This is a genomic window from Streptomyces sp. WG5 (assembly GCF_049974565.1).
GTDB lineage: Bacteria > Actinomycetota > Actinomycetes > Streptomycetales > Streptomycetaceae > Streptomyces.
The window spans coordinates 1-24,513 of sequence record NZ_JBNGGC010000009.1; the positions used below are offsets into that span (position 1 = coordinate 1).

General features: G+C 73.2%; 23 protein-coding genes and 1 pseudogene. 10 read left to right on the plus strand and 14 right to left on the minus strand.

The annotated features are described in order from the left end of the window. The 3 genes from ACP4IX_RS11100 to ACP4IX_RS11110 form a co-directional block, all read right to left on the minus strand. Positions 1-758: biotin/lipoyl-containing protein (locus ACP4IX_RS11100; RefSeq protein ID WP_426555404.1), on the minus strand; the 758-nt coding region annotated here is incomplete at its 3' end. A gap of 64 nt (positions 759-822) precedes the next feature. Next, the gene (gene lpdA, locus ACP4IX_RS11105; protein WP_426526659.1) at positions 823-2,211 is read right to left on the minus strand and encodes a dihydrolipoyl dehydrogenase; all 1,389 of its coding nucleotides are present in this window, start codon (positions 2,209-2,211) and stop codon (positions 823-825) included. 284 nt (positions 2,212-2,495) lie between these two features. Continuing rightward, entirely contained in the window at positions 2,496-4,049 is a 1,554-nt protein-coding gene (locus ACP4IX_RS11110; RefSeq protein WP_426526657.1) for a leucyl aminopeptidase, read from the minus strand. Between the two features lie 251 nt (positions 4,050-4,300). On the opposite strand from ACP4IX_RS11110, the gene ACP4IX_RS11115 reads away from it, so the two are divergent. Then, entirely contained in the window at positions 4,301-5,083 is a 783-nt protein-coding gene (locus ACP4IX_RS11115; RefSeq protein WP_426526655.1) for an endo alpha-1,4 polygalactosaminidase, read from the plus strand. Positions 5,084-5,092: 9 nt separating this feature from the next. Here the strand turns inward: ACP4IX_RS11115 and ACP4IX_RS11120 are convergent, their stop codons facing one another. Both ACP4IX_RS11120 and cobT read right to left on the minus strand, forming a co-directional pair. Continuing rightward, complete coding sequence (locus ACP4IX_RS11120; RefSeq protein WP_426526653.1) at positions 5,093-5,881, minus strand: adenosylcobinamide-GDP ribazoletransferase; 789 nt, start codon at positions 5,879-5,881, stop codon at positions 5,093-5,095. A 192-nt stretch (positions 5,882-6,073) separates the two neighbouring features. Beyond that, complete coding sequence (gene cobT, locus ACP4IX_RS11125) at positions 6,074-7,183, minus strand: nicotinate-nucleotide--dimethylbenzimidazole phosphoribosyltransferase (protein WP_426526651.1); 1,110 nt, start codon at positions 7,181-7,183, stop codon at positions 6,074-6,076. 167 nt (positions 7,184-7,350) lie between these two features. On the opposite strand from cobT, the gene ACP4IX_RS11130 reads away from it, so the two are divergent. Then, entirely contained in the window at positions 7,351-8,133 is a 783-nt protein-coding gene (locus ACP4IX_RS11130) for a class I SAM-dependent methyltransferase (RefSeq protein WP_426555405.1), read from the plus strand. Here the strand turns inward: ACP4IX_RS11130 and ACP4IX_RS11135 are convergent. Then, positions 8,122-9,321 (minus strand): bifunctional adenosylcobinamide kinase/adenosylcobinamide-phosphate guanylyltransferase, encoded by a 1,200-nt coding sequence (locus tag ACP4IX_RS11135; protein WP_426555406.1) that lies wholly within the window; start codon positions 9,319-9,321, stop codon positions 8,122-8,124. The two genes, ACP4IX_RS11130 and ACP4IX_RS11135, sit on opposite strands and share 12 nt — an antisense overlap. A 180-nt stretch (positions 9,322-9,501) precedes the next feature. Between ACP4IX_RS11135 and ACP4IX_RS11140 the strand changes: the two genes are divergently transcribed. Next, positions 9,502-9,738, plus strand: coding sequence for a hypothetical protein (locus tag ACP4IX_RS11140; RefSeq protein WP_426526645.1), 237 nt, complete (start codon positions 9,502-9,504; stop codon positions 9,736-9,738). A 40-nt stretch (positions 9,739-9,778) separates the two neighbouring features. Here the strand turns inward: ACP4IX_RS11140 and ACP4IX_RS11145 are convergent, their stop codons facing one another. From ACP4IX_RS11145 to ACP4IX_RS11155, 3 genes are all read right to left on the minus strand, one after another. Beyond that, the gene (locus ACP4IX_RS11145) at positions 9,779-10,876 is read right to left on the minus strand and encodes a S1C family serine protease (protein WP_426526642.1); all 1,098 of its coding nucleotides are present in this window, start codon (positions 10,874-10,876) and stop codon (positions 9,779-9,781) included. Positions 10,877-10,941: 65 nt separating this feature from the next. After that, a complete protein-coding gene (locus tag ACP4IX_RS11150) occupies positions 10,942-11,643 on the minus strand; it encodes a class I SAM-dependent methyltransferase (RefSeq protein ID WP_426555407.1) in 702 nt (233 codons plus the stop codon). Positions 11,644-11,726: 83 nt separating this feature from the next. Then, complete coding sequence (locus ACP4IX_RS11155) at positions 11,727-12,365, minus strand: DUF3043 domain-containing protein (RefSeq protein WP_426555481.1); 639 nt, start codon at positions 12,363-12,365, stop codon at positions 11,727-11,729. Between the two features lie 271 nt (positions 12,366-12,636). On the opposite strand from ACP4IX_RS11155, the gene ACP4IX_RS11160 reads away from it, so the two are divergent. The 5 genes and pseudogenes from ACP4IX_RS11160 to ACP4IX_RS11180 all read left to right on the plus strand — a co-directional run. Continuing rightward, entirely contained in the window at positions 12,637-13,428 is a 792-nt protein-coding gene (locus ACP4IX_RS11160) for a PspA/IM30 family protein (RefSeq protein WP_426526663.1), read from the plus strand. Between the two features lie 21 nt (positions 13,429-13,449). Then, positions 13,450-13,734, plus strand: a complete 285-nt coding sequence (gene pspAA / locus ACP4IX_RS11165; RefSeq protein WP_426526638.1) for a PspA-associated protein PspAA — start codon at positions 13,450-13,452, stop codon at positions 13,732-13,734. 172 nt (positions 13,735-13,906) lie between these two features. Further along, the gene (locus tag ACP4IX_RS11170) at positions 13,907-15,145 is read left to right on the plus strand and encodes a sensor histidine kinase (RefSeq protein ID WP_426555408.1); all 1,239 of its coding nucleotides are present in this window, start codon (positions 13,907-13,909) and stop codon (positions 15,143-15,145) included. After that, the gene (locus ACP4IX_RS11175) at positions 15,142-15,825 is read left to right on the plus strand and encodes a response regulator (protein WP_426526634.1); all 684 of its coding nucleotides are present in this window, start codon (positions 15,142-15,144) and stop codon (positions 15,823-15,825) included. Before ACP4IX_RS11170 ends, ACP4IX_RS11175 begins: the two co-directional genes overlap by 4 nt. A 51-nt stretch (positions 15,826-15,876) precedes the next feature. Next, a pseudogene (locus ACP4IX_RS11180) lies at positions 15,877-16,305 on the plus strand (efflux RND transporter permease subunit); the annotation flags it as partial. A gap of 14 nt (positions 16,306-16,319) precedes the next feature. On the opposite strand, the gene ACP4IX_RS11185 reads toward ACP4IX_RS11180, so the two are convergent. Next, positions 16,320-17,834, minus strand: a complete 1,515-nt coding sequence (locus ACP4IX_RS11185) for a DUF4246 domain-containing protein (RefSeq protein WP_426555409.1) — start codon at positions 17,832-17,834, stop codon at positions 16,320-16,322. Positions 17,835-17,929: 95 nt separating this feature from the next. After that, complete coding sequence (gene nadA / locus ACP4IX_RS11190) at positions 17,930-19,114, minus strand: quinolinate synthase NadA (protein ID WP_426526630.1); 1,185 nt, start codon at positions 19,112-19,114, stop codon at positions 17,930-17,932. Between the two features lie 251 nt (positions 19,115-19,365). Here nadA and ACP4IX_RS11195 point away from each other — a divergent pair, with 251 nt between their 5' ends. Beyond that, on the plus strand, positions 19,366-19,722 hold the full coding sequence (locus ACP4IX_RS11195) for an iron-sulfur cluster assembly accessory protein (protein ID WP_279566575.1): 357 nt from the start codon (positions 19,366-19,368) through the stop codon (positions 19,720-19,722). A 232-nt stretch (positions 19,723-19,954) separates the two neighbouring features. On the opposite strand, the gene ACP4IX_RS11200 is transcribed toward ACP4IX_RS11195, so the two are convergent. Then, positions 19,955-21,475: a hypothetical protein gene (locus ACP4IX_RS11200; protein WP_426555410.1), complete on the minus strand. Its 1,521-nt coding sequence runs from the start codon at positions 21,473-21,475 to the stop codon at positions 19,955-19,957. A gap of 115 nt (positions 21,476-21,590) precedes the next feature. Continuing rightward, a complete protein-coding gene (locus ACP4IX_RS11205; RefSeq protein WP_426526132.1) occupies positions 21,591-21,800 on the minus strand; it encodes a hypothetical protein in 210 nt (69 codons plus the stop codon). Between the two features lie 132 nt (positions 21,801-21,932). Between ACP4IX_RS11205 and ACP4IX_RS11210 the strand changes: the two genes are divergently transcribed. Beyond that, entirely contained in the window at positions 21,933-22,907 is a 975-nt protein-coding gene (locus ACP4IX_RS11210) for a carbohydrate kinase family protein (RefSeq protein ID WP_426526130.1), read from the plus strand. Between the two features lie 121 nt (positions 22,908-23,028). On the opposite strand, the gene ACP4IX_RS11215 is transcribed toward ACP4IX_RS11210, so the two are convergent. Next, positions 23,029-24,411: a cysteine desulfurase/sulfurtransferase TusA family protein gene (locus ACP4IX_RS11215; RefSeq protein WP_426555411.1), complete on the minus strand. Its 1,383-nt coding sequence runs from the start codon at positions 24,409-24,411 to the stop codon at positions 23,029-23,031. Positions 24,412-24,513 lie beyond the last annotated feature (102 nt).

A 24,513-nucleotide genomic window follows, 5' to 3' on the forward strand; every position in this document is an offset into this window, starting at 1 on the left:
GGGGCCGGAGCGGCCGGAGCCGGAGCGGCCTGTGCCGGAGCCGGAGCCGCCGGGGCCGCCGGGGCCGGGGTGGGCTCGGGCTGCGCCGGGGCCGCGGGGGCGGCCGGAGCGGCGGCGGGCGCGGCACCGGCGGCACCGATGACGGCCAGCTTGGCGCCGACCTCCGCGGTCTCGTCCTCGCCGACCACGATCTCCAGCAGGGTGCCGGAGGCGGGGGCGGGGATCTCGGTGTCGACCTTGTCGGTGGACACCTCGAGCAGCGGCTCGTCGGCCTCGACACTGTCACCGACCGACTTCAGCCAGCGGGTGACGGTGCCCTCGGTGACGGACTCGCCGAGCGCGGGCAGGACCACGTCCGTGCCCTCGGCGGAGCCGCCGGCGCCCTGACCGGCAGCGGCCTCGGCGGTGGGAGCGGGCGCCGGGGCGGCCTGCTCGGTGGAGGGGGCGGCCGGCGCCGGCTCGGGGGCCGGCTCGGCGACCTGCTCGGCCTGCGGGGCCTGCTCGGCCGCCGGGGCGCCGGTGCCGTCGTCGATCAGCGCCAGCTCGGCGCCGACCTCGACGGTCTCGTCCTCGGCCACCTTGATGGAGGACAGCACGCCGGAAGCGGGCGCCGGGATCTCGGTGTCGACCTTGTCGGTCGAGACCTCGAGCAACGGCTCGTCGGCCTCGACGCGCTCACCCTCGGCCTTCAGCCAACGGGTGACGGTGCCCTCGGTGACGCTCTCGCCGAGCGCCGGAAGGGTTACGGAAACCGCCATGGTTTCGGTTGCTCCTTACGAAATTGCGGAAGTCTGTGTCGTCGCGCCCAGTGACCGAGGGAGGTCAGTCGTGGGAGTGCAGGGGCTTGCCGGCCAGCGCCAGGTGGGCCTCACCGAGCGCCTCGTTCTGCGTCGGGTGGGCGTGGACGAGCTGGGCCACCTCGGCCGGCAGCGCCTCCCAGTTGTAGATCAGCTGGGCCTCGCCGACCTGCTCGCCCATGCGGTCGCCGACCATGTGGACGCCGACCACGGCACCGTCCTTGACCTGGACGAGCTTGATCTCGCCCGCGGTCTTCAGGATCTTGCTCTTGCCGTTGCCCGCCAGGTTGTACTTCAGGGCGACGACCTTGTCCGCACCGTAGATCTCCTTGGCCTTGGCCTCGGTGATACCGACGGAGGCGACCTCCGGGTGGCAGTACGTCACCCGCGGCACGCCGTCGTAGTCGACCGGGACGGTCTTCAGGCCGGCGAGCCGCTCCGCCACCAGCATGCCCTCGGCGAAGCCGACGTGCGCGAGCTGGAGGGTCGGGACGAGGTCACCGACGGCCGAGACGGTCGGGACGTTGGTCCGCATGTACTCGTCGACCAGGACGTAGCCGCGGTCCATCGCGACCCCGGCCTCCTCGTAGCCCAGGCCCTGCGAGACCGGGCCGCGGCCGATGGCGACGAGCAGGACCTCGGCCTCGAACTCCTTGCCGTCGGCGAGGGTGACCTTGACGCCGTCCTGGGTGTACTCGGCCTTCTGGAAGAAGGTGCCCAGGTTGAACTTGATGCCCCGCTTGCGGAAGGCGCGCTCCAGCAGCTTGGAGCTGTTCTCGTCCTCGACCGGCACGAGGTGCTTGAGGCCCTCGACGATCGTGACGTCGGTTCCGAAGGACTTCCACGCGGAGGCGAACTCGACGCCGATGACACCGCCGCCCAGGACGATCGCGGACTTCGGCACGCGGTCCAGGACGAGGGCGTGGTCGGAGGAGATGATCCGGTTGCCGTCGATCTCCAGACCCGGCAGCGACTTCGGCACGGAGCCGGTCGCCAGCAGGACGTGGCGGCCCTGTACCCGCCGGCCGTTCACGTCGACGGAGGTGGGGGAGGACAGCCGGCCCTCACCCTCGATGTAGGTCACCTTGCGCGAGGCGATCAGGCCCTGCAGGCCCTTGTACAGGCCCGCGATCACGTCGTCCTTGTACTTGTGGACGGCCGCCATGTCGATGCCCTCGAAGGTGGCCTTCACGCCGAACTGCTCGCTCTCGCGGGCCTGGTCGGCGATCTCGCCCGCGTGCAGCAGGGCCTTGGTGGGGATGCAGCCGTTGTGCAGGCAGGTACCGCCGACCTTGCCCTTCTCGATCAGGGCGACGTCCAGGCCCAGCTGTGCCCCGCGCAGCGCCGCGGCGTAACCACCGCTGCCACCGCCGAGGATCACTAGGTCGAAAACGGTGCTGGCGTCGTTCGCCACGTCACGTCCTCCATGCATGTGCGCCACGCCGGTCTCCAGTGACCGGTCGGCGGCTGGTGTCCGGCCGCTCATTGTTCTCGGCCCTTGGGTGGGCCCTGTCCTGCCGAGCCCCATCTTCGCACTTGTAGGGGGCCGACGAGACGCGGGGCCGGTGTGTGAGACGTCCCACGTTCGCTTGCGGCGAAGGAGGCGGAGACGTCCGCGGGGGCGCGGGAAACCGCGCGACAGGCCACGACGGACCTGTGGCCGCGCACGTCACCCGCACCCCCGAGCCGGTGGGCGCCCTAGCCGAGCTCGCCCGCAGCCGTCAGCTCGGCGACCCGCACCAGCGTCCGCACAGCCGTCCCGGTGCCGCCCTTCGGCGTGTACCCGAACGGTCCGCCCTCGTTGAAGGCCGGGCCCGCGATGTCCAGGTGCGCCCAGGTGATGCCCTCACCGACGAACTCGCGCAGGAACAGGCCGGCCACCAGCCCGCCGCCCATCCGCTCACCCATGTTCGCGATGTCGGCGGTCGCCGACTCCATCCCCTTGCGCAGGTGCTCCGGCAGCGGCATCGGCCACGCCGGCTCGCCGACCTCCTCCGCCGCCTCGTGCACTGCGGCGCGGAACGCGTCGTCGTTCGCCATGACCCCGTACGTCCGGTTGCCCAGCGCCAGCATCATCGCGCCGGTCAGCGTCGCCACGTCGATGATCGCGTCCGGCTTCTCCTGCGAGGCCGCCCACAGCGCGTCGGCGAGCACGAGCCGGCCCTCGGCGTCGGTGTTGAGCACCTCCACCGTCTTGCCGCTGTACATGCGCAGCACGTCACCCGGGCGGGTGGCGGAGCCCGACGGCATGTTCTCGGCCAGCGCCAGCCAGCCGGTCACGTTGACCTCCAGGCCGAGGCGCGCGGCGGCGACGACCGCGGCGAACACGGCGGCGGCACCGGCCATGTCGCACTTCATCGTCTCGTTGTGGCCGGCCGGCTTCAGCGAGATGCCGCCCGAGTCGTAGGTGATGCCCTTGCCGACGAAGGCGAGGGACTTCGTCGCCTTCGACGAGGTGTACGACAGCTTCACCAGGCGCGGACCGGCCGCCGAACCGGCGCCGACGCCGAGGATGCCGCCGTAGCCGCCCTTGGTGAGCGCCTTCTCGTCGAGCACCTGCACCTTGATGCCGTGCTCCTTGGCCGCGGCCTGCGCGACGGCCGCGAACGCCTCGGGGTCGAGGTCGTTCGGCGGGGTGTTGACCAGGTCGCGGGCGCGGTTCAGCTCCTCGGAGACGGCCGCGGCACGCTCGAGCGCCGCCTTGTACGCCTTGTCGCGGGGCTTGCCGCCGAGCAGCGCGGCCTCGGCCAGCGGGGCCTTGCCGTTCTTCGCCTTGCCGTTCTTGGCCTTGGCGTCCTTGGCGTTGTCCTTGTAGGCGTCGAAGGAGTACGCGCCGAGCAGCACGCCCTCACCGACGGCGCCGGCGTCGGCGGCCTCGGTGAGCGGGAGGGCGAAGGCGGCCTTCTTGACGCCGGCCAGGGCACGGGCGGCCACGCCGGCGGCCCTGCGCAGCGCCTCGGCGTCGAACCCGGCGTCCTTCTCGGGCTGGGAGCCGAGGCCCACCGCCACCACGAGGGGCGCCTTGAAGCCGGACGGCGCGGGCAGCTTCGTCACCTCGCCCTCGGCGCCGGTGGCACCGAGGGTCTCCAGGACGCCGGCGAGCCGGCCGTCGTACGCCTCGTCCACGGCCTCGGCACCCGGCGCGACGACCAGGCCCCCGGACTTGGCTGCCGCGTTCTTGGCGACACCGATCACGATCGCGTCGGCCCGCAGGCCGGGCGCCGCTGCGGTGGAGAGAGTGAGAGCAGTCACGGTGGTGAATTCTCGCTTCCGTATGAAGTCTTGGATGGCCGAATGCGGGTGGGTCGACCGGGCCCGACAACCGACCCTAGATCCCTCCTGCGATGCGGTCTTCGCCTGGGCGGGCGAACACCCGGCACGAGCCTACGCTCGCGCCCGCGTCCGCTCTCTCCCGCGGGGTCGCGGTTTCCCGCGCGCCACCCGCGATGGGAGATCATTCCTGGGGTACGCCACCGCGCCCCGCACCCCCTGGAGCACGCCCCGTGAGACGCCCGGTCCTGTCGATATCCCTTCTCCTGCTGCTCACGGGATGCACCTCGTCCCCCGGCGACGGTCCGGAAGCCCGCGGCCACTGGCAGCCCCGGCCCGGCACCGCCTGGCAGTGGCAGCTCAGCGGAAAGCTCGACACCTCCGTGGACGTGCCGGTCTACGACATCGACGGCTTCGACCACACCGCGTCCACGGTGGCCGCCCTGCACGACGACGGCCGCAAGGTCATCTGCTACCTGTCCACCGGCGCCTGGGAGGACTTCCGCCCCGACGCCGGGAAGTTCCCGAAGTCGGTGCTGGGCAAGGGCAACGGCTGGGAGGGCGAGCGCTGGCTGGACATCCGGGAGGCGGACGTCCTGAAGCCGCTGATGGCCGAGCGCATCGACATGTGCCGCGAGAAGGGCTTCGACGCCGTCGAGCCGGACAACATGGACGGCTACAAGAACGAGACGGGCTTCCCGCTCACCGCCGACGACCAGCTCCGCTACAACCGGCTGATCGCGGAACTCGCCCACGACCGGGGCCTGGCCGTCGGCCTGAAGAACGATCTGGACCAGATCCCCGAGCTGGTGGACGACTTCGACTTCGCGGTCAACGAGCAGTGCGCCCAGTACGGCGAGTGCGCCGACAACAAGCCGTTCATCGACGCGGACAAGGCGGTCTTCCACGTCGAGTACGAGCTGCCGGCCGACCGTTTCTGCGCCGGCTCCCGTGAGCTGCGGCTGAGTTCGATGCTGAAGAAGTACGAACTGGGAGCGTGGCGCGAGGCCTGCTGACCCCGGGACTCAGCCGAGGACCAGAACCACGAGGGCGGTGGTGGCCGCCGTCTCCGCGACCCCGCCGAAGACGTCACCGGTGACCCCGCCGAAGCGGCGGACGCAGTGCCGCAGCAGCAGTTCGGCGACGGCGACGGCGCACAGCACGGCGAGCGCCGCACGGGCCGCGTCGTACGGCCCGGAGCCCGCCGCCGCTCCGGCCGCGGTGGCGGCGGCGGTGACGACGGCGGTGACGGCCAGTGCGCCCCCCGCCGGTACCACTCCGGCGACCGCCGCGCCCAGTCCCTCCGGGCGGGCCGCGGGCACCCCGGCCCGGGCGGCGAGCGTGAGTGCCAGCCGGGCGGCGGTCGCCGAGACCACGGCGGCGAGCGCGCCCCGCGCCCAGGAACCGTCGTAGGCCTGGGCCAGCGCGGCCACCTGGGCGAGCAGCACGAACACGAGGGCGAGCACGCCGAACGGCCCGATGTCCGACTGCTTCATGATCCGCAGCGCGTCCTCGGCGGGCCTGCCGCTGCCGAGTCCGTCCGCCGTGTCGGCCAGCCCGTCCAGATGCAGCCCGCGGGTGAGGACGGCGGGTACGGCGGCCGTGGCGACCGCGGCGAGCAGGCTCCCCGCGCCCAGGGACAGCAGCAGGAGCCCGGCGGCCGCGGCGGCGGCGCCGACGGCCAGCCCGGCCAGCGGCGCGCACAGCATGCCGCCGCGCGCGGCATCACGGTCCCAGCGGGTCACCCCGACCGGGAACACGGTGAGGGTGCCGAACGCGAAACGGAGGCCGTCGGGGAAGGGGGTCCTGAGCACCGGCGCAGACTACCCGGCGGTCACCGGGGCACCCACGGGCGGCCGGGACAACGTGCGCCGGGCGACGTCGGTGGCAGCGTGCCACCGGACACCGGACACCGGAGGACCAGGGGACCGGAGGACGGGACACGGCGCCGGCGCCGTGTCACCCACCCGCCCCGCACGTCCGCCGGACGAACGGACGGCGCCGGTTCACCGGTCGTCGGCCGGGGCCTCGTCGGCGGTCTCGTCGGCGGTCTTGTCGGTGGCCTCCTCGGCGGGGACCTCCGGCAACTCCGCCGCCAGCGCCGCCGCCGCCTGCACCAGGGGAAGCGCCAGCAGGCCCCCCACGCCCTCGCCCACCGTCACGTCCTGGGAGAGCAGCGGCTCCAGGGCCATCCGGTCCAGCGCCTTGGCCTGGCCCGGCTCCCCGCTGTCGTGGGAGGCCAGCCACCAGTCCGGCGCGCGGAAGGCGACCCGCTGCCCGACCAGCGCGCACGCGGCCGTCACGACCCCGTCCAGGAGCACCGGCACCTTCCGCGCCGCGCTCTGCAGCAGGAAACCCGTCATCGCGGCGAGGTCGGCACCGCCCACCGTCGCGAGCAGCTGCAACTGGTCCCCGAGCACCGGCCGGGCCCGACGCAGCGCGTCGCGGATCGCCGCGCACTTGCGCATCCAGGCCAGGTCGTCGATCGCCAGCCCGCCCCGCCCGGTGACGACCGACGCGTCCGTCCCGCACAGCGCGGCGACCAGCACGCCCGCCGCCGTGGTGCCGCCCACGCTCACGTCGCCCAGCACCACGAGATCCGTACCGGAGTCGGCCTCCTCGTCGGCCACCGCCATCCCGGCCCGGAAGGCGGCCTCCGCCTCCTGAAGGGTCAGCGCGTCCTCGATGTCGATGCGCCCGCCGCCGCGCCGCACCCGGTACCCCGCGACCTCGGCCGGCAGCGTCTTCGGATCGCAGTCCAGGGCCATGTCGACGACCCGCACCGGCACGCCGAGGCGCCGGGCGAGCACGGACACCGGCCGGCCGCCCTCCAGCACCTCGCGCACCAGCTCGCCGGCGCCGCCCGCGGGCCGCGCCGAGACGCCCAGCTCGGCGACCTTGTGGTCACCCGCGAAGAGCACCACCCGGGGCCGTTCGACCGGCCGCACCGGTACCGCGGACTGCGCCGCGGCCAGCCATTCGCCCAGGTCGTCCAGGCGGCCCAGCGATCCGGGCGGGACGACCTGACGTTCCCGGCGCGCCTCGGCGTCGCGGCGCACTCCGCCGTCGGGGCGCTCGATCAGATCGGTGAAGTCGTCGAGATTCAGCGAGCTCATTCGCCGAACAGTACCGGCCCCGGCCGGACACGACGGAGGACCGGTGCGCACCGCGCCCACGCTGCGTCGTTGCGCCCCGGATCGCGATCACCTACGTAACGTTTTGGGTGGAATGCCGTATGCCGCCCTCCTGCTCCGCCCTCCTCCTCTCGTGCCGGGAGCCGCCCATGTCCGTACCCCCCGCACCCTCCGCCGCATCGGCGCGGCCCCCCGTACCCCCGGTGCCTCCCGTGCCCCGGTACGGGCCGTACCGCGACGACTGCCCCTGGTGCGGCTCGCGGCGGCTGCGCACCCGCCCGCGCCGCGAGGACCGGCGCCGGTCCGTCCCCGCCCGTTCCGTCCTCGAACGCTGCCTGGACTGCCGGCACGCCTTCCGCAACCCGCCGCTCACCCCCGGCCCGCAGCACCCGATGGTCCGGGCCGGAGTCCGCCTGAGACACGGCCTGGCCGCCCGCGCGATGCTCCGCCGCTGCCCCGAGCCGGAGAGCTGGCTGGACGTCGGCACCGGCGACGCCGACTTCCCCCGTACCGCGCGCGCCCTCTTCCCGTACACCTCCTTCGACGGCCTGGACCCCCACCACCGCGTCCTTCGCGCCCGTGCGGTCGAACGCGTCGAGGAGGCGTTCGTCGGCCGGCTGACGGACCCGCACATCGCGGCCCGCCTGCGCGCCCGTTACGACGTCGTCAGCCTCTTCCACCACCTGGAACGCGTCCCGGACCCGCGCGCCGAGCTGCGCGCCGCCCTCCACGCGCTCCGCCCCGGCGGCCACCTGCTCGTGGACGTGGCGGACCCGCGCCGCCTGCTCGCCCTCCCGCCCGGCGCCTCGCACCCGGTGGACCTGCGTGCCGAACTGGGGGCGCAGGGCTGCGCGGTGCTCACCGGTGCGCGGAGCCACCGCGTCATCGCCCGCAAGGACGCGTCGGCCCCGTGGTACCCGTCAGCCCCGTAGCACCAGCGCCTGCCCCGCCACCACCAGCAGGACCTGCTCGCACTCGGCCGCGAACGCCGCGTTCAGCCGCCCGAGTTCGTCGCGGTAGCGGCGGCCCGACGCCGTGGCCGGCACGATCCCCGACCCCACCTCGTTCGACACCGCGACGACGGTGCGCCGGGTGGCGCGCACCGCCTCCGTCAGCTCCCGCACCCGGTCCCGCAGGGCCCGCTCACCGCCGTCGGCCCACTCCGCGTCGTCCCACGCCCCGACGGCGTCCATCGCGTCCGTCAGCCACAGCGACAGACAGTCGACGAGCAGGGCCGGCCCGTCGTCCTTCAGCAGCGGCACCAGATCACACGTCTCCGCGGTGCGCCACGACCCCGGCCGCCGCTCCCGGTGCGCGCAGACCCGCGCCGCCCACTCGGTGTCCCCGTTGCGGGAGCCGCCCGTCGCGACGTACAGCACCTCGGGAAAGGCCTCCAGACGCCGCTCGGCCTCCACCGACTTGCCCGACCGGGCGCCGCCCAGGACCAGCGTGCGCCGCGGTACGTCGGGCACGTCCTCGTAGGAGCCCACCACCAGCGTCGTCCCGTCCGGCACCGCCCGTGCCCCCGCCGACGCGAGCCGCCGCGCCAGCTCCCGCCCCGGCGGCGCGTCGTGGCCGAGGTGGACGGCGACGACGTCCGTCGTCGGGCCCGCCGCGCGCACCGCCCGCAGCCTCGCCAGCGCGTCCGGCCGCCCCACGACGTCCGCGAGGACCAGGTCGTACGACTCGGCGGGCTCCTCCAGACCGGCCGGCGCGCCGCCCGGCGGCAGGTACAGCAGCCGCTGCCCGTCCGGACCGGTCACGGCGTACCCGGTGCCCGGCGCGTCCATCGCCACCGCCCGCACCCGGTGCCCGGTCAGCAGCGCCAGTTCCCGCCCGTCCGGCACCCGCCCCGGCTGCGGCAGCCCGGCCGGCACCTCCACCGCGGGCCCGTCGTGCGGGTGCGACAGCAGCACCTGCCGTACGCCGGTCAGGGAGCGCCCGGCGCGCGCGGCGGCGAACGCGGCGCCGGGCGTCAGGTCGAGCAGCAGCGCCCCGTCCACCAGCAGCGCGGTCGCCGCGCGCGCGTGCTCGCCCTGCGCCGCGGCACAGGCCGCGCAGGGACAGTCGGGGCGGGGGAGTCCCGCGGGGGCACCGGTGCCGAGCAGAGTCACGTCCACGCCCCGATTTTCCCCGGTCGCCCGGCGACGTGCGCGCCCGAGGCCCCCCGAGAGGGCCGTGGGTGGCTCCCTGTTGCGCCGGCCCTCCACGGCGCACCCGGCTCAGCGCATAGGCTGCGGTCGGAGGCCGGACCGGGGTCCGGCTTCCGCTCTGCACGTGCTGACATCTTGGAGGCGTACATGGCGGCATGGACGTGGCGGTTCGAGACGGCCGGCGGGACGGAGGTCCAGCCCGCGGTGGAGCCCGAGGAGTTCACCACGCAAGGGGACGCCGAGTCCTGGATCGGTGAGTACTGGAAGGACCTCAAGGAGGGCGGCACCGACCAGGTGCGGCTGTTCGAGGACGCCACCGAGATCTACGGTCCGATGAGCCTGCACGCCGAGGAGGCCGAGGCGGCCCGGGAGTCGGAGGCCTGACCGGCGGGCGGGGGCGGCCCCACCGGGCCGGCCCCGCCCCTCACTGTTCCCCGAGCGTCACCTCGGCGGTGCGCTCGTCGCCGTTGCGGGTGTACGTCACCTTCGTCCGGTCGCCCGGCTCCATCGACGCCAGCGCCTCGGCCAGTGCGGTGATCGTGGTGATGCCGGTGTCGCCCAGCCGTACGATGACGTCCCCGGGCCGCAGCCCCGCCCTGTCGGCCGCCCCGCCGTCACGGGCCTCGACGACGGCGACGCCCGCGGGCCGGTAGCCGTGGTCGACGACCGTACGGGCGGTGATGTCGAGCGCCGCCCGCCCCGAGTCGGTGACCCGGCCGTCCTCGACGATCTGGCCGGCGACCGTCCTCACCATCGACGCCGGGATCGCGAACCCGATACCGGGCGCCGCGCTGTCGCTCATGCCCGGGTCGGTCGCCGCCAGCGTCGGGATGCCGATCACCTCGCCGTCGAGGTTGACGAGGGCGCCACCGCTGTTGCCGGGGTTGATGGCCGCCGACGTCTGCACCATGTTGCCGATGGTCGCGCCCGTACCGCCCCCGCTGCTGCCCTCGGTGACGGTCCGTCCGGTCGCCGACACGATGCCCTGCGTCACGCTGGAGGACAGCCCCAGCGGCGAGCCCATGGCGAGCACGATCTGCCCGACCGCGACCTTCGAGGAGTCCGCGAAGCGGGCCGCCCTCATGCCGTCGGGCACCTTCTCCAGCTTGATGACGGCGAGGTCCTGCTCGGGGTAGGAGGAGACGAGTCCGGCGGCGAGGGCGTCCTCGTTTCGGGCGGTCGTGATCCGGAACGACTCGCTGTCCCCGACGACGTGCGCGTTGGTGACGACGTGCCCCTTGTCGTCGAACACCACCCCCGAGCCCAGGGAGTCGCCCGCCTGGATCTGTACGACCGACGGGAGTACGTCCTTGATCACCCGCTCGTAGTCGGCCTGCAGGTCATTGGCCGCGCGGGGCGCCGCGGCCCGTACCGTGCCGGCCTCCGGCTCGCTCCGGGCCCGTGTGCCGGACCCGGCGCCGGCGTCGGAGCAGCCGGCGACGAGCAGCAGGGAGCAGGCCAGCGCGGCGACCGGGCCGAGCAGCCGGCGCACACGGGTACGGCGGGCACGGGAAGCATCCATGCCCCGAGTCTCACCGCGCACCGGAACCCCGGCCCCCGGTGAGCACCCGAACGGGCGCCGCGGTACTACCCGCGCACCCCGCACAGGTGCAGCAGCGCCGCGACCCCGCGGTACGGGTCGGTCCGGCCGGCCCGCACCTCGGCGGCCAGCAGGGCTTCGAGGTCGTCCGGGACCGGGGCGCCGTCGGGCGCCGCGTCCGTGAAGACCCGGACGCCGTACCAGGTGTTCAGCGGGGCGCCGATGCCCGCGAGCTTCGCCGTCAGCGTCGCCAGCCGGTCCGCGCGGACGTCGGCGCCGAGACGGTCGCGGCAGGCGGTGGTGTCGAAGGCCGCCAGCGCGCCGGCCCACTCGCCGCACAGGGCCGGGCGCATCGCGAGCGCGTCGCCGTTGCGCACCAGGAGCGACAGCAGCCCACCCGGCGCGAGCATCCGGGCCAGCCCCGCGAGCAGCGGGTCGGGCTCCTCGACGTACATGAGCACGCCGTGGCACAGCACCACGTCGAAGCTGCCCGGCAGGAAGTGCACGCCGGTGTCCCGGCCGTCGCCCTCGATGATCCGCATCCGTTCCCGGATGCCCTCCGGCTGGCCGGCCAGGGCGTCGCGCGCGGCGGCGATCATGGCGACGTCCCGCTCCAGGCCGGTCACCTGGTGCCCGGCCCGTGCCAGCCGCAGCGCCTGGGTGCCCCGGCCCATGCCGACGTCGAGCACCCGCAGCCGCTTGCCGACCGGGAAGCGCCCGGCTATCTGCTCGTCCAGTTGCCGGGCCACCAGCTCCTGCCGGACGACGTCCCGCAGATCGCCCGGCCCGGCCGGCCGGTCCTCGGCCGCTTTCTGGGCGAACGGCGTGGTGCTCAGGGCCGCTCCCCGCGCTTGACCTGGGGCTTGGGCAGCCGGAGCCGGCGCATCTGCAGGGAGCGCATCAGCGCGTACGCGACCGCGCCCCGCCTGCGCTCGTCCGGGAAGCGCTCGGCGAGGCGCTTCTTCAGCCGGAAGCCGCTGACGACCGAGTCCAGCACGATCAGCACGATCACGAACAGCCACAGCAGCAGCGCGACGTTCTGCAGCACGGGCACCTGGATCATGCTCAGCACGAGGATGATCACGGCCATCGGCAGGAAGTACTCCGCGATGTTGAACCGGGAGTCGATGAAGTCGCGCGCGAACTTGCGGACCGGGCCCTTGTCGCGGGCCGGCAGGTACCGCTCGTCGCCCTTCGCCAGCGCCTCGCGCTGCCGCGCCATCGCGGTCCGGCGCTCCTCACGCTGGCGCTTGGCGGCGTCCTTGCGCGTCAGGGGCGTGTTGGCGACGCTGCGGCGCTGGGACTGGGCCGCACTGCGCTTGGGCGTCGGCCTTCCCTTCGGGGCCTGCGGATCACGGGGCTGCTTGGAGTCGGTCACCGGCGTCTTGACGAGGCTCGGTGCCTTCTCTTCCTTGGCACGGCTACGGAACACAAAACCCAAGGGTACGGGGTACCGGGGTGTGGACCCCAGTCCGGTGGGGAACGATCCGGCAACGCCGGTCGTCTGTAAGTGGACAGAGCGGACGTTGTGTACACCTCCGGGCGCCGGGCCATTACCGGACAACCCGGGAAGCACCTACTCCCTACGCCGGACCGGGGGCGTACGCAGTCGTCCTTGGGGATGAGCGCATCCGTCCCCGAACAGTGCGGTAATGGATGCAGGGCCCGTACTGTGGGTTCTGTCGCAGGTGCTGGAGCTGGAGTCGGTCAGAAGGGGGCGCGCGAAGCCCATGAGCGGTGTCATGAAGCGTATGGGGATGATCTTCCGCGCGAAGGCCAACAAGGCCCTTGACCGGGCCGAGGACCCGCGCGAGACCCTCGATTACTCGTACCAGAAACAGCTGGAACTGCTGCAGAAGGTGCGCCGCGGCGTCGCCGACGTGGCGACCAGCCGCAAGCGACTGGAGCTCCAGCTCAACCAGCTCCAGTCCCAGTCGTCCAAGCTGGAGGACCAGGGCCGCAAGGCGCTCGCGCTGGGCCGCGAGGACCTGGCCCGCGAGGCGCTCTCCCGCCGCGCCGCGCTCCAGCAGCAGGTCACCGACCTGGAGACGCAGCACGCCACGCTCCAGGGCGAGGAGGAGAAGCTCACCCTGGCGGCCCAGCGCCTCCAGGCCAAGGTGGACGCCTTCCGTACGAAGAAGGAGACCATCAAGGCCACCTACACGGCCGCCCAGGCGCAGACCCGCATCGGCGAGGCGTTCTCCGGCATCTCCGAGGAGATGGGCGACGTGGGCCTGGCCATCCAGCGGGCCGAGGACAAGACCGCCCAGCTCCAGGCCCGGGCCGGCGCCATCGACGAACTGCTCGCCTCCGGCGCCCTGGACGACCAGTCCGGCATGCACAAGGACGACATCCAGGCCGAGCTGGACCGGCTCTCCGGTGGTACGGATGTAGAGCTGGAACTGCAGCGCATGAAGGCCGAGCTGGCCGGGGGCAGCACCTCCGACCGGCAGGCCATCGAGGGCGGCCAGGGCCAGGGCCAGGCGCAGTCCCAGCAGCAGCCGCAGGACACCCCGCGCTTCGACAAGCAGTAAGCCCACGCCTAGGAGGGCGACGTGATCGTACGGATCATGGGGGAAGGCCAGCTGACGCTGGCCGACGGCCGTCTGGCCGAGCTGAACAAGCTGGACGACGAGCTCCAGGCCGAAATGGAGAACGGCGACGGCCCCGGTTTCCGCGCGACCCTCCAGGCCCTCCTGGCCAAGGTCCGCGAACTGGGCGAGCCGCTGCCCGACGACGCCCTGGAGCCGTCCGACCTCATCCTCCCGTCCCCGGACGCCACTCTGGAAGAGGTCCGGGAACTGCTGAGCGACGACGGCCTGATCCCGGGCAGTGCGTGAAGCGTTCGGCCCGTCGTGGGGGGCCTCCGCCCGAGCCGAGCCGGGAGCGGGGGGAGTGCGCGGACGAGGCCGTCGGGCCGGAGCGGGGGCCGGGAGGCGCAGCCCCCGGGCCGGCGGCCGCTGGACGCGGTCCGGCGAGAGGACGCGTCCACCGCGGCTACGGTGATCCGCCGTGAACACCATCGCCCGCGCGCGCTGCACCATCGGCGCCCACCCGCTGGCCCTGGACGCGGCCATCGCGGGATTCGTCCTGACGAGCATGGTCGTCGGCTCCTTCATGGACTCGCACGGTCCCGAGGGCGTCAACTGGACCGTGAGCACCCCCGATGCGCTCAGCCTGGCCCTCATGGCGGTCGGCGCCGCGGCGCTCGTCTTCCGCCGCCGCGCCCCACTGGTGGTCCTCGCGGTCACCGGCGGCGTCTCCGTCGTCGAATGCGTCACCGGCGACCCCCGCGCGCCCGTCGTCATGTCCGCCGTCATCGCCCTCTACACCGTCGCCGCCTCCACCGACCGCCCCACCACCTGGCGGGTCGGCCTGCTCACCATGACGGTGCTGACCGGTGCCGCCATGCTGGCCGGACCCCTGCCCTGGTACGCGCAGGAGAACCTCGCGGTCTTCGCCTGGACCGGCATCGGCGCCAGCGCCGGGGACGCCGTCCGCAGCCGGCGCGCCTTCGTCCAGGCCATCCGTGACCGGGCCGAGAAGGCCGAACGCACCCGCGAGGAGGAGGCCCGCCGCCGCGTCGCCGAGGAGCGGCTGCGCATCGCCCGCGACCTGCACGACGTGGTCGCCCACCACATCGCCCTGGTCAACGTCCAGGCCGGGGTCGCCGCCCACGTCATGGACAAGCAGCCGGACCAGGCCAAGGAGGCCCTCGCCCACGTACGGGAGGCCAGCCGTTCCGCGCTGGGCGAGCTGCGCGCCACCGTCGGTCTGCTCCGCCAGTCCGACGACCCGGAGGCCCCGACCGAACCCGCCCCCGGCCTGGATCGCCTCGATGAACTCGTCGCCGCCTTCCACCGCGCGGGACTGCACGTCGAGGTGGCCCGGGCCTACCAGGACACGGCCCTGCCCACCGCCGTCGACCTGGCCGCCTACCGCATCATCCAGGAGGCGCTGACCAATGTGCACAAGCACGCGGGGACCCGGGCGAAGGCCGAGGTCAGCGTCGTGAGGGTGGGCCCGGACATCGAGGTCACCGTGCTCGACGACGGCGGTGGCGAGGGCGACGCCGGCGTCGGGGTCCCCGGAGCCGGCAGCAGTGGCGGTCACGGACTGCTCGGCATGCGGGAGCGCGTCACCGCCGTCCGCGGCACCCTCACCACCGGTCCCCGCTACGGAGGCGGGTTCCGGGTCCATGCGATCCTTCCGGTCAGGAACCGCACCAACGCCGCGGAGGGCCCCGTATGACGATCCGTGTCCTGCTCGCCGACGATCAGGCGTTGCTGCGCAGCGCCTTCCGGGTGCTGGTCGACTCCGAGCCCGACATGGAGGTGGTGGGGGAGGCGTCCGACGGCGCGGAGGCGGTCCGGCTCGCCGCCGGACAGCGGGCCGACGTGGTGCTGATGGACATTCGGATGCCCGGCACCGACGGCCTCGCCGCCACCCGCCTGATCAGCGCGGACCCTGCCCTCGCCCATGTCCGCGTGGTCATCCTGACCACCTTCGAGGTCGACGACTACGTGGTGCAGTCGCTGCGCGCGGGTGCCTCCGGCTTCCTCGGCAAGGGCTCCGAACCCGAGGAACTGCTCAGCGCGATCCGGGTCGCGGCCGGCGGCGAGGCACTGCTGTCCCCGGCCGCCACCAAAGGGCTGATCGCCCGCTTCCTCGCGCAGGAGGGCACGGCCGGCAAGGACCGGGACCCGGCCCGCGCCGAGCGGCTGGAGACGCTCACCGTGCGCGAGCGCGAGGTGCTGGGCCAGGTCGCCGGCGGGTACTCCAACGACGAGATCGCCGAGCGGCTGGAGGTCAGCCCGCTCACCGTGAAGACACATGTCAACCGGGCCATGGCCAAGCTGGGTGCCCGCGACCGGGCCCAGCTGGTCGTCATCGCGTACGAGTCCGGACTGGTACGTCCAAGGGTGGAGTGACCTCGCTGCGGGTGTACTGCGGCGGGAGTATGCGCGGGATGAGGAACACCGCCGGCCGGTGCCACGGCCGAGACCGGCGGCGTCACCACCGACCGGGACGAGGCGTTCGTCAACCTGGGCCTGGCCATGCTCGCGGCGATCGCGATCGTGTTCATGCTGCTGGTCGGCACCTTCCGGTCGCCGGCCCAGCCGCTGATCCTGCTGGTCTCGATCCCGTTCGCGGCGACCGGCGCGATCGGCCTGCTGCCGGCGACGGGCACCCCGATGGGCGTCCCGGCGATGATCGGCATGCTGATGCTGATGCTGATGCTGATCGGCATCGTGGTCACCAACGCGATCGTGCTGACCGACCTGATCAACCAGTACCGCAAGCAGGGCTACGGCGTCGTCGAAGCGGTGATCGAGGGCGGCCGGCACCGACTGCGGCCCATCCTGATGGCGGCCCTGGCGACGATCTTCGCCCTGCCCCCGACCGTCCTCAGTGCTCACACGTCCTAGTGCTCACACAGGGAGAACTCCCGTTCGTAGAGCTGCTCGTTGTGTTCGTCGACGAAGAACTTGCGTTCCCGCATGAGTTCCTCGCGGTAGGTCCTGGCCTGTTCGAGCGTCATGGTCGAGGTGTCGGACCAGGGCTGCTGCGGTGGCACGTCGGACGTCGAGACGATCCTCTCCGACGGGTCGACCAGGAAGAACGCGAGGATCTTGCGGTGTCCCGGGCGGGTGGGGTCCGCGAGGCGGAACGAGCCGACGCGGTGCTGCAGGACGTTCGGGAACGCCAGGCAGCGGCCCGCCGGGGTCGACGCCGTTCCCAGCACCTGGTTCAGGGCGCCCTCGTTCTCCAAGCCGTAGACCTCGCGCATGCCCTTGTCGTCGTTCTGCTCGTAGCGCGGGTCGTCGAGCGCCGTCCGGAAGCTCAGTCCGCTCTCGGTGATGTTCTCGCTGTCCCAGTAGTAGATGCCGGTCGAGACGATCCGCTCGTTCAGCATGCCCTCGACATGCCAGGAGCCGCCGGCGTACTCGGGCTTGTCCGGGGTGAGGTGGATGGTGGCGAGCTTGACGACGACCTGGAGACGGCGGCCGCGCAGGTCGACGCGCGCCGTTTCGCCGGGCGTCTCGGGCGGGGTGAAGACCGGGGCGTCCGGGACGGCCGGACGGCGGTTCTCCCACCACTCGTCGCTGGCCTCTTCCCAGGCCTGCACGGCCTCTTCGTAGGCCTCTTCGTCGCTGAAGGAGGACTCGTCCGGTTCCTCCGGCTCCTGCGACTCGTCGTACCACCCGAAGGGGTCGGCCTCGATCCGCAGGGGCCGCGGATGACGCAGGTCGGTGAGCACGTTCTCCAGCAGCGGGCGCATGCGCGCGAACAGGTCCGGCAGGACGGAGGCCAGTGCGCGATGGTCCTCGGGGTGGACGTTGTTGACGTACGAACGGAAGGTGACGTCGCCGTCGTCACTGACGTCGACGTCCGTGGGAAGCCACTGGAACCGCTCCGAGAACTCGTAGCGCGAGTAGTGGGTCGTCGGGTTCTGCCAGGCCCGCTCGGGTGCGCCGCTCACCTCCCGCACCAGGCAGAAGAGGGAGGGGTGGACCAGGTCCAGTACCTGGGCGTCGGAGCCGGGATGCCAGTCCCGTTCCGCTTCGGGGACCTCTTCCAGGACCCGGACCGCCTCGCGCAGCCGGGAGCGGAGCTCGTCGTCGACCAGTGTGTCCGACTGCCACACCCCGTCGACGGCGGACACCTCGGCGCCGCTGTGCGCGTCCCGCAGCGCGGCGTAGTGCGGGAGTTCGGCGAGCACGTAACGGATCTGCGCCTCGGTGAGCCCCTGGGCGACCGCTTCCCGCGTCCACCTGGCGAGGATGCCGGGGTCGTGCATCTTGTCGGACCACCCCGGTTTCGACCGGATGTGGGCGCTGCACCGCATCATCTGGAGTTCCCGCAGTGTTCGGGGTTTCGCGGACGATATGGAGCGGGACGCGTTGAAGGGCAGCGGGAAAGCGGACAGGCCGGTCAATGCTCTGGATCCTCCCAGTCGGAGTGGCGGCGGGAAGCCTACGGCAGCGGACTGACACCGCGGCCGTGGGCTTCCGCCCGCCTCGGCCGGCCGGGTTACGGCAGCGCCAGCATCCGCTCCAGCGCCAGCTTCGCGAACGCCTCCGTCTCCTTGTCCACCTCGATCCGGTTGACCAGGGTGCCCTCGGCGAGCGACTCCAGCGCCCAGACGAGGTGCGGCAGGTCGATGCGGTTCATCGTCGAGCAGAAGCAGACCGTCTTGTCGAGGAAGACGATCTCCTTGTCCTCGGGAGCGAAACGGTTCGCCAGCCGCCGGACCAGGTTCAGCTCGGTCCCGATGGCCCACTTGGAACCGGCCGGGGCCGCCTCCAGGGTCTTGATGATGTACTCGGTCGAGCCGACCTGGTCCGCCGCCGCGACGACCTCGTGCCGGCACTCGGGGTGCACCAGGACGTTCACGCCCGGGATGCGTTCACGGACGTCGTTCACCGAGTCCAGACTGAAGCGGCCGTGCACCGAGCAGTGCCCCCGCCACAGGATCATCTTGGCGGCGCGCAGCTCCTCGGCGGTCAGTCCGCCGTTCGGCTTGTGCGGGTTGTAGAGGACGCAGTCCTCCAGGGACATGCCCATGTCCCGCACCGCGGTGTTGCGGCCCAGGTGCTGGTCGGGCAGGAACAGCACCTTCTCGCCCTGCTCGAAGGCCCAGTCCAGGGCGCGCTCGGCGTTGGACGAGGTGCAGATGGTGCCGCCGTGCCTGCCGGTGAACGCCTTGATGTCGGCGGAGGAGTTCATGTACGAGACGGGCACGACCTGCTCGGCGATCCCGGCCTCGGTCAGCACGTCCCAGCACTCGGCGACCTGCTCGGCCGTCGCCATGTCCGCCATGGAGCAGCCGGCGGCCAGGTCGGGCAGGACCACCTTCTGCTGGTCGGAGGTCAGGATGTCGGCCGACTCCGCCATGAAGTGCACACCGCAGAAGACGATGTACTCGGCCTCCGGGCGCGCGGCCGCGTCCCTCGCCAGCTTGAAGGAGTCGCCCGTGACGTCGGCGAACTGGATGACCTCGTCGCGCTGGTAGTGGTGACCGAGCACGAAGACCTTGTCCCCGAGCTTCTCCTTGGCCGCGCGGGCGCGCGCGACCAGGTCCGGGTCGGAGGGGGAGGGCAGGTCGCCGGGGCACTCCACACCACGCTCGCTCCTCGGGTCGGCCTCGCGGCCGAGGAGGAGCAGGGCGAGGGGCGTCGGCTGTACGTCGAGCTCCTGGGTTTGGGCGGTGGTCACGACACGCACCCTTTCTACTTTTCGTCGAACTGACGCTATATATCATAACCGGTTCACGTCAGTTTGACGATGCCCGACGTGTCGGTGTGACGTGGATCCCGGTGCCCGAGCCGCTGTCCGCTCCCCGGGGCGTGTGCGAGCATGAAGGGAAGGCCGAGGGACACGACACGGGTCCGACCCGGAATGAATCCGCGGCCCCGCCGGTTGGAACCGTCGGCAAGCAGTCTCCGTACAACCCGGGAGAGATGTAGATGTCCGTATCGGACGAGACCACCACCGTCACCGACGGCATCATCGTGACCGACGCCGCCGCGGCCAAGGTCAAGGCCCTGCTCGACCAGGAAGGCCGGGACGACCTGGCGCTGCGCGTCGCCGTCCAGCCCGGCGGCTGCTCCGGCCTGCGCTACCAGCTCTTCTTCGACGAGCGCTCGCTCGACGGCGACGTGGTGAAGGACTTCGACGGCGTCAAGGTCACCACCGACCGCATGAGCGCCCCGTACCTGGGCGGCGCCACCATCGACTTCGTGGACACGATCGAGAAGCAGGGCTTCACCATCGACAATCCGAACGCGACGGGCTCCTGCGCCTGCGGCGACTCCTTCAGCTGAGCCGCGCGGCACACGCACCGGTCGTACAGAGGGCGGGGGGGCCCGGGGGAACCCCCACCTCCCCCCCCCCGCCCCCCCCCCCCCTCCCCTTCTCCCTTTCTTCTCTATCCTCCCCCCCCCCCCCCCCCCCCGCCCGGGGGGGCCCCCCCCCCCCGGGGGGGGGGGGGGCCGGGCCCCGCGCCCCCCCCCCCCCCCCCCCCCCCCTCTCGCCTGCCTGACCGCGCGATCGCCGTCACCGGCTCCCGGACGGCGCCGGCAGCCGCGCGCCCGGCTTGTGCACCGGGATCTCCTTGCCGTCCGAGCCCACGACCTTCCGGTCGCCGAGCGGCTCGTCCAGCGGCACCGTCCGCTCGTACTCCTTGGCGACGAGGATGCAGACCTTCTCCGGATGCGGGGTCTCGGTCACCGTGACCGTCACCTTCCCCGCGCTCTCCTTCGCCGTCGCCCCGTAGTCGGAGCACACTCCGCCCGTGAAGTGCACGGTCAGCTCCCCGCCGGCGGCCGTGTAGCCGTTCACCCGCACGTCCCGCGGGTCCCCCGGCGCCGAGGACGGCTCGTCGGACGCGGACGCGGACGGGTGCGGTGCGGCGGGGCCGGTGGTGGTCACGTACTTCGGGTCGACCGCCGGATACGTGACGGTGGCGGCGTCCTCCGCGCCCGGCGCCCGCACCTCGAACAGCCAGGACGGCACCAGTGCCTGCCGGCCCCGCACCGGATGCGCGGCCAGCCCGAACACCGCGTCCTCGACCGTGGCCGTCTGCTTCCCGGGCTGCTCCGACGCGCCCGTCGGCGGCGCGCAGGGCATGTCCACGCGGTCCCGGTGCGGTACCGGGCTCGCGCAGCCGCCGATGCCGGCGCCCGAGGTGCCGCCCGGCGCGTTCAGCAGCGCCAGCGTCTCCTCGGCGCCCAGGACGGGGTACGTGTCCCCCTCGACCGGTGCCTTCACCTGACCGCTGCCGCCGACCACCTCGCCCCGCGCGCCGACGACGACACCGGTCGTCCAGCCGTACGTGGGCAGCCCGCCGACCTCGGGGTCGGCGTTCACGGCCCGCCGGGCGCCCATGACCTGGCTCGCGTCCAGCTTGGCGTCGTCCTGGCCCAGCGCCTTCAGCACCGGCGCCGCCGCCTTCTTCGCGACGGCCTCGCTCACCGGGCTCCCGTCGGCGGACGGGGCCTTGCACACGGCGCCCTTCTTGCAGTTGTCGGTGCCGGGTGTGTAGCGGTGGAAGGTCCACGTGCCGGGTGCCTGCCGGTTCACCGTGAGCAGCGGCCCGGAACCGTCCCCGGCGGTGCCCGCCTTCCACGCCCCGCCCTGCACGCGGGGGGCTCCGTCCACCCCGAGCGCCTTGGCCAGCCGGGCCACCTCCGCCTCGGTGACCTCGCCCTCCGCCCGGTAGACGGGCGCCGAGCCGGGCCCCTCGGGGAGGGCGCCGTCGGCGCGGTAGGTGACGCCGTAGGGGTTGGGCTCGCCGGGGGCGATGCCGTGCGTACCGCCCTGGCCGTTCTGGGACCCGTGGTCGTCCAGGACGAGCGGCGGGGGAGTGCCGTCGCCCGACGCCCCGGCCGCCGTACCGCCGTCCGGGCCGCCGCCCGAGGCGGACGCGGCCAGCCAGGCCCCGCCGGTCCCGACCAGCAGCACGGCGGTGGCGACGGAGGCGACGGCGACCGCCCGGGGACGCCGCCGCGCGGGACGCCCGGTGCCGGCCTCGTCGGCCGCGCCGGCGTCGTCGTTGTCGGGTCGCTCGGTGTTCACCGCATCGCTCCTTCGGCTGTTACTGGGGACAGCGGTGGGACGCGGTGGGGGAGGATCCGGTTCCCGGCGACGTCACACGTCGCCCGAACGGCCGCGGAGCGGCCGGCGGCGTCCCTCAGTCGCCGTAGTCCGACATCGCGTCCAGCAGCCGGGCCGACGTCCGCGGCACCCGCACGCCGTGGAGGAGCGAGACGGGGACGGGACGGGTGGAGACCCGCACCGGAGCCTCCCAGCGCGGGGCCATCCGGGCGCAGTCGCCACGCAGCGACGCCAGGTCGCCGTCGAGATCGGCCGGGGCGGGGTCGGCGGTCCTCAGGTTCGTCATAACAGAACCGTAGGCACGTCCCCGACCGCGAAGAAAGTTGTACTACCGGGTAGTTTTGCCTGCTTCGGACCAGGGGCACTCCCGGGTAGCGTGAACTGTCAACCCGCCTCCCCCCAGGAGAGAGTCCACGCCGTGCGCATCGCAGTCACCGGCTCCATCGCCACCGACCACCTCATGACCTTCCCCGGCCGCTTCTCCGACCAGCTCGTCGCGGACCAGCTGCACACGGTCTCGCTCTCCTTCCTGGTCGACCAGCTCGACGTACGCCGGGGCGGCGTCGCCGCGAACATCGCCTTCGGCATGGGCCAGCTCGGCACCCGGCCGATCCTGGTCGGCGCCGCCGGCTCCGACTTCGACGAGTACCGGGCCTGGCTGGACCGGCACGGCGTCGACACCGGCTCGGTGCGCATCTCCGAGACCCTGCACACCGCCCGCTTCGTCTGCACCACCGACGCCGACCACAACCAGATCGGCTCCTTCTACACCGGTGCGATGAGCGAGGCCCGCCTCATCGAGCTGAAGACCGTCGCCGACCGGGTGGGCGGCCTCGACCTGGTCTCCATCGGTGCCGACGACCCGGAGGCGATGCTCCGGCACACCGAGGAGTGCCGCACGCGGTCCATCCCGTTCGCCGCCGACTTCTCCCAGCAGATCGCCCGGATGAACGGCGACGAGATCCGGATACTGCTGGACGGGGCGACCTACCTCTTCTCCAACGAGTACGAGAAGGGGCTCATCGAGACCAAGACCGGCTGGACGGACGAGGAGATCCTCGGCCGCGTCGGCCACCGCGTCACCACCCTCGGCGCGCGCGGCGTGCGCATCGAGCGGGCCGGCGAGGAGACCATCGAGGTCGGTGTCCCGGACGAGGAGCGCAAGGCCGACCCCACGGGTGTCGGCGACGCCTTCCGCGCGGGGTTCCTGTCGGGACTGGCGTGGGGTGTGTCGCTGGAGCGGGCGGCGCAGGTCGGGTGCATGCTGGCGACCCTCGTCATCGAGACGGTGGGCACGCAGGAGTACCAGCTGAGGCGGGCGCACTTCATGGAGCGGTTCACCAAGGCGTACGGCGACGAGGCGGCCGCCGAGGTCCAGGGGCACCTGGGCTGAATCCGCCGCCGGGCGCGGGCGCGCGGGGCCTGCCGTGCTCACGCGCGCATCCGTGTACGGGCACGGTCCCGCGCCCCCGGCCGGCGTCGGCGTACGGGCCGGTCCCGCGCCCCGGCCGGCGTCAGCTCACCCGGCGGACCACGTAGGCCGCACCCGTCTCCGCCGGTTCCTCGCCCACGTACTCCTGCCCCCGCATCTCGCACCAGGCGGGGATGTCCAGACGGGCCGCCTCGTCGTCGGACAGGACGCGGACCGTGCCCCCCACGGGCACGTCGCCGATGACCTTGGCCAGCTCGATCACCGGGACGGGGCAGCGCCGGCCGGTCGCGTCCACGACGAGGTCGCCGCCGCCCTCCCGGACGGTGCCGGAGGCGGACGGCGCTCCCAGCTTCTCCCGCACGGCGGCCACCGTGCCCGGCAGTACCTCCAGGAACCGCTCGACGTCCCCGGCCGGTGTCCCCGGCGGCAGCGACACCCGGACGTTGCCCTCGCTGAGCACCCCCATCGCCTTCAGGACGTGGCTCGGCATCAGGGTGCTGCTCGTGCACGACGACCCGGACGAGACCGAGAAGCCCGCACGGTCCAGCTCGTGCAGCAGGGTCTCCCCGTCGACATAGAGACACGAGAAGGTGACGACGCCGGGCAGCCGGCGCACCGGGTCGCCGACCACCTCCACGTCCGGCACCAGAGCCGGCACCCGCGCCCGGATCCGCTCCGTCAGTTCCCGCAGCCGGGCCGCCTCCTCGGCAGCCTCGGCCCGCACCGCCCGGAGCGAGGCCGCCGCGGCCACGACGGCCGGGAGGTTCTCGAAACCGGGCGCCCGGCCCGACTCCCGCTCGTCCCCGGGCCCTTGCGGCGCGAACCGCACGCCCTTGCGCACGACGAGCAGTCCGACGCCCGACGGTCCGCCCCACTTGTGCGCGCTGCCCGCGAGCAACGACCAGTCGCCCGCCACCTTTCCCCAGCCCAGCGACTGGGCCGCGTCCACCAGCAGCGGCACGCCCGCCGCCCGGCAGACCTCGGCCACCTCCGCCACCGGCTGCTCGGTGCCCACCTCGTGGTTGGCCGACTGGAGACAGGCCAGCGCGGTGTCGCCCCGCAGGGCGGCCGCGTACGCCGCCGGGTCCACCGCCCCCGCCCGGTCCACGGCGACCCGCGTGAGCGTCCCACCGCCGGCCTCGTGCGCTTCGGCCGCGTGCAGTACGGAGGAATGTTCGACGGATGACACGATCAGGTGGGGTCCCACGCGGCGCCGCCCGGCCAGCGCCCCCGCGATCCCCGCGTGCACCGCCCGTGTCCCCGAAGGGGTGAACACCAGCTCGTCCGCCCGGCACCCCACCGCCTCGGCCGCCGCCTCCCGGGCCGCGTCGAGCAGCAACCGCGCCCGGCGGCCTTCCCGGTAGAGCCGCGCGGGATCGGCCCACCCTTCGTCGAGCGAGGCCTGAAGAGCCTGCCGGGCTACGGGGTGGAGAGGAACGGCGGAGGCGGCATCGAAGTAGGACACACCGCAACGCTATGACGTCCGGCGGGGGAGCGCCCCGGAGGGGCGGGCCGCGCCGGCGTGCGGCTCGGCCGCGTCGGTGCGAACGAGCACAACGGACCGTCA

Bases quoted from the DNA above. Each gene is read 5' to 3' on its own strand.
- cobT (WP_426526651.1), bottom strand. From the start codon at position 7,183: ATGAGCTCGCTGAATCTCGACGACTTCACCGATCTGATCGAGCGCCCC.
- ACP4IX_RS11130 (WP_426555405.1), top strand. From the start codon at position 7,351: ATGTCCGTACCCCCCGCACCCTCCGCCGCATCGGCGCGGCCCCCCGTA.
- ACP4IX_RS11140 (WP_426526645.1), top strand. From the start codon at position 9,502: ATGGCGGCATGGACGTGGCGGTTCGAGACGGCCGGCGGGACGGAGGTC.
- ACP4IX_RS11145 (WP_426526642.1), bottom strand. From the start codon at position 10,876: ATGGATGCTTCCCGTGCCCGCCGTACCCGTGTGCGCCGGCTGCTCGGC.
- ACP4IX_RS11160 (WP_426526663.1), top strand. From the start codon at position 12,637: ATGAAGCGTATGGGGATGATCTTCCGCGCGAAGGCCAACAAGGCCCTT.
- ACP4IX_RS11175 (WP_426526634.1), top strand. From the start codon at position 15,142: ATGACGATCCGTGTCCTGCTCGCCGACGATCAGGCGTTGCTGCGCAGC.
- ACP4IX_RS11195 (WP_279566575.1), top strand. From the start codon at position 19,366: ATGTCCGTATCGGACGAGACCACCACCGTCACCGACGGCATCATCGTG.
- ACP4IX_RS11205 (WP_426526132.1), bottom strand. From the start codon at position 21,800: ATGACGAACCTGAGGACCGCCGACCCCGCCCCGGCCGATCTCGACGGC.